We start from the raw sequence: 3,601 nt of genomic DNA on the forward strand, positions 1-3,601 counted from the left end.
AGGGGACCGACCCGCTGCCGCAGCGCCGGGCCGGGGACGAGCCTTCGACCGGCCAGCAGCCGTCCATCCCGCGTCAGCTGCCGAGCAGCCCCGAAACGCACCAGTATTCGGCGCCGCCGGTCTCCGCACAGCCGTACTCGGGGGCGCCGGTCTCCGCCTCGCCGGCCTCCGGTCAGCCCTACTCCGCGCAGCCCTACTCGGGTGCGCCGTACGGTGGCGCGCCGGTGTCCGCCGCGCCGGCCTCCGGTCAGCCGTACGCCGGTCCGCCGGTGTCGGCGTCGCCGGTCTCGGCCTCGCCGGCGTCCGGTCAGCCGTACTCGGGCCAGCCGTATTCGGGTCAGCCGTACTCGGCGCCGCCCGCCTCGGCTCAGCCCTACTCGGCACCGCCCGCCTCGGGTCAGTCGTTCAGCGGGTTCGAGCCCCGGTCCGCGCCGCCCGCGCAGGCGGCCAGCGCTCCGGCGCCGCCGGCCTGGCCGCCGGTGCCGGGTAGCGACCGGGACACCGCCACCCCGCCGGTGCCCGAGCGGCTCGCCGCCGCGCTGGACATGACGACGGAACTGCCGCGGGTGCCGCGGCCCGGTGAGCAGCCGGCCCCGGCTCAGCCGGCTCCGCAGACCTCGGCCCCGCAGGCCCAGGCTCCGCAGACCCCGGCCGCCGCGGCTGCGCAGACTCGGCCGGCGCCGCAGCAGCCACCGGCACAGAACCGCCAGCGGTACGCGGACGAGACGATGGAGCTGCCGATCTTCCGGGAGCTCGAGTCGGCCTGGTTCCGTACCCGTCGCCCGGGCTCCGAGGAGACCGCGGCTGGCGCCCAGCCGGCGACGAACGGCGACTCCGCGACCCAGCAGTTCGCCACGGTCGAGGCCACCGGTCGGGCAGGCCACAAGACAGCACCCGGGACGACAGGTAACACACCGATGGCAGACACTCCGACGGCCGGAGGAGCGCCGCGGGACAACGGCTCCACAGCGAACGAGGGCACCCGCCCGAGCCTCGCCGAGAGCCTGCCGAACCGCCGGCCCCAACCGCAGAGCAACGGCTGGCAGACCGCTGCCGACGACGGTTGGCGTGCTGCCTCCGCGGCGGCCGGCGCGGCGCCGGTGAGCGAGACCACCACGACCGGTCTGCCGAAGCGCAAGCCGATGGCGCAGCTGGTGCCCGGCGCGGTGGAGAAGCCCACCACCTCGGTCCAGCGGCGCTCCCCGGAGGCGGTCCGTGGCCTGCTCTCCGCCTACCATCGGGGCGTGCAGCGAGGGCGTAGCACCTCGGACAACCCGACCAGCCCGGAGGCGACTCCGGGAGGGCAATCCTCGCAGTCTGGCTCAGGCCCGGTGGCCGGGAGCGGGCAGAAGGAGCAAGAAGGATGACAACTACGCAGGATCTTGGTTGGCTGCTCGCCAACTTCGCCGACCGGGTGCCCGGCGTCGCGCATGCGGTCGCCGTGTCGGCGGACGGCCTACTCCTCGCGTCGTCACGGGATCTGCCGCGCGACCGGGCAGACCAGCTCGCCGCGATCTCGTCGGGTCTGGTCAGTCTGACCCAGGGGGCAGCACGCTGCTTCGAGGGAGGCGCGGTGTTGCAGACCGTCGTGGAGATGGACAATGGCTTCCTGTTCCTGATGTCCATCTCGGACGGCTCGTCCTTCGCCGTGCTGGCAGCCCGCAGCTCCGACGTGGGCCAGGTCGGCTACGAGATGGCGCTGCTGGTCGACCGGGTGGGCGACGCGTTGACCCCGCAGCCGCGTGCGGCTGCGGGCATGCTGGGCTGACGTTTCGCCGATCGTGAGGTCGGCACGACTGCAACAACGACAACGACGGGTTTCACCGGTGGGAGCCGGTAACGGGTGCGAAGGAGGTGAGCGGCGAGATGGCCGATCGTGACGAACCGACCGGAGCGTTGGTCCGTCCATACGCCGTGACCCGTGGTCGCACCCGTCCCCGGCTCGACATCGCGCTGGAGGCGCTCGTCGAGACGACGGTGCGCGGCCGGGCCGCTGCCAATGGCAACGGCGGCCAGGGCCGCGAACACCAGTACATCGCCGCGCTGTGTGACGGACGCGTGCAGTCGCTCGCGGAGATCGCGGCGCGGATGCAGCTCCCGCTCGGTGTGGCCCGGGTGCTCATCGCCGACATGGCGACGGACGGCCTGGTCGCGGTCCACGAGCCGACCATTTTGGACGACTCCGACGACGCGGTGGGCACTGAACTGCTGGAGAGGGTGCTGAGTGGACTTCGCAGGCTCTGACATGTCGCACCGCCCGCCGAACCCGAGCGGCCGCGTGACGTCGGCGAAGATCGTTATCGCCGGTGGATTCGGCGTCGGCAAGACGACGCTGGTCGGCTCGGTCTCGGAGATCACGCCGCTGACCACCGAGGCCATCATGACCTCCGCTGGCGTGGGCGTCGACGACACCCGGCAGGTGCCGGGCAAGACGACGACCACGGTGGCCATGGACTTCGGCCGGATCTCGATCGACCGTGACCTGATCCTGTACCTGTTCGGTACGCCGGGTCAGACCCGTTTCTGGTTCATGTGGGACGAACTGGTGCGGGGTGCGATCGGTGCGGTCGTGCTGGTGGACACTCGCCGGCTGGCCGACTGCTTCGCGGCGATCGACTTCTTCGAGCACCGACGCCTGCCGTACCTGGTGGCGATCAACTGCTTCGACGGGATGCAGTACCACGACCCGCAGGACGTCCGGGACGCCTTGGCGATCTCGAGCGACGTGCCGGTGGTGGCCTGCGACGCCCGTAACCGGGAGTCGACGAAGCACGTGCTGATCTCGCTGGTCGAGTACGTGCTGACCATGCGCCGTACGCGCGCTGTCGCCCCGGCCTGATCGCGGCGCTGCACGCCCCGGTGGTGGCTCCGGCCGCCATCGGGCGTAGCACCCTGCCCGCCGCGTCACCGTACGCTCCGCCGCCTCCTGGACGATCGTGGACGCTCTCCGCCCCCACCTGGTGGGGGCGCGTGGGTCTTCGGTGGTCGAGGAGGCGGCGTCGTCGTGTCCGGGGTTCTCCGGCAGACACACAAGCGCCCTCAGTCAGCTGACTGAGGGCGCTTGCGCACGGTGACAAGGATCAGGACTGGTAGCCCGCCGAGCGGTACTCGTACTCGCGGTCATCGTCGCGGTCCCCGTGGTCGCGGCTGAAGTCCCAGCCGCCGGCCGCCTCACGACCGGGCCGACCGCCCACCGCGAAACCGCCGATTTCCTGACCACGACGCCAACCCCGGAAGTAGCCGGTCGTGTTCTCGGCGAGGCTTGCCGCATCACGCACTATCCGCAATGGGCGCTCCTCGCGCAGCGGGGAACCCGGCACCAGGTTGGCCTGGGGCACACGCTTCGGTAGCCCGGCGTTGGTTTCGGCGCCCACCGCCGGGCGGGCGGCCTGCTCCGCGGCCTGCCAGCCGGTGTCGGCGGTGGTCGACCAGTCCAGGTCGGACTCGTCGGCGTGCCCGACGAACCAGGCCGACTTGGCCTGCGCGAAGATCAGCAGGTCGCCGTCGCCCTCGTCGGCGACCGGCGGCGGCCGGTGCTCCATCGGAGGCGGCCGGTGCTCGACCGGGGGAGCCGGCCGGTGCTCGGGGGCGCGCTCGGCAC

The 3,601-nt window shown here is 72.3% G+C and carries 3 protein-coding genes and 2 pseudogenes; 4 read left to right on the plus strand and 1 reads right to left on the minus strand.

Annotation, left to right across the window (positions count from 1 at the left end; all coding sequences use genetic code 11):
• The 4 genes and pseudogenes from KBX53_RS26195 to KBX53_RS26210 form a co-directional block, all read left to right on the plus strand.
• A pseudogene (locus tag KBX53_RS26195) lies at positions 1-1,367 on the plus strand (ATPase); the annotation flags it as partial.
• Positions 1,364-1,768: a roadblock/LC7 domain-containing protein gene (locus KBX53_RS26200; protein ID WP_030329023.1), complete on the plus strand. Its 405-nt coding sequence runs from the start codon at positions 1,364-1,366 to the stop codon at positions 1,766-1,768. The pseudogene KBX53_RS26195 and the gene KBX53_RS26200, both read left to right, overlap by 4 nt.
• A gap of 98 nt (positions 1,769-1,866) precedes the next feature.
• On the plus strand, positions 1,867-2,244 hold the full coding sequence (locus tag KBX53_RS26205) for a DUF742 domain-containing protein (RefSeq protein ID WP_030329021.1): 378 nt from the start codon (positions 1,867-1,869) through the stop codon (positions 2,242-2,244).
• A gap of 1 nt (position 2,245) precedes the next feature.
• The gene (locus tag KBX53_RS26210) at positions 2,246-2,839 is read left to right on the plus strand and encodes an ATP/GTP-binding protein (protein ID WP_007455465.1); all 594 of its coding nucleotides are present in this window, start codon (positions 2,246-2,248) and stop codon (positions 2,837-2,839) included.
• A gap of 241 nt (positions 2,840-3,080) precedes the next feature.
• Here KBX53_RS26210 and KBX53_RS26215 read toward each other — a convergent pair.
• Positions 3,081-3,601 (minus strand): annotated as a pseudogene (locus KBX53_RS26215) (transposase); the annotation flags it as partial.

This window comes from Micromonospora sp. M51 (genome assembly GCF_018070305.1).
Classification (GTDB): Bacteria; Actinomycetota; Actinomycetes; order Mycobacteriales; family Micromonosporaceae; genus Micromonospora; species Micromonospora parva.

Bases quoted from the DNA above. Each gene is read 5' to 3' on its own strand.
- KBX53_RS26210 (WP_007455465.1), top strand. From the start codon at position 2,246: ATGTCGCACCGCCCGCCGAACCCGAGCGGCCGCGTGACGTCGGCGAAG.
- KBX53_RS26200 (WP_030329023.1), top strand. From the start codon at position 1,364: ATGACAACTACGCAGGATCTTGGTTGGCTGCTCGCCAACTTCGCCGAC.
- KBX53_RS26205 (WP_030329021.1), top strand. From the start codon at position 1,867: ATGGCCGATCGTGACGAACCGACCGGAGCGTTGGTCCGTCCATACGCC.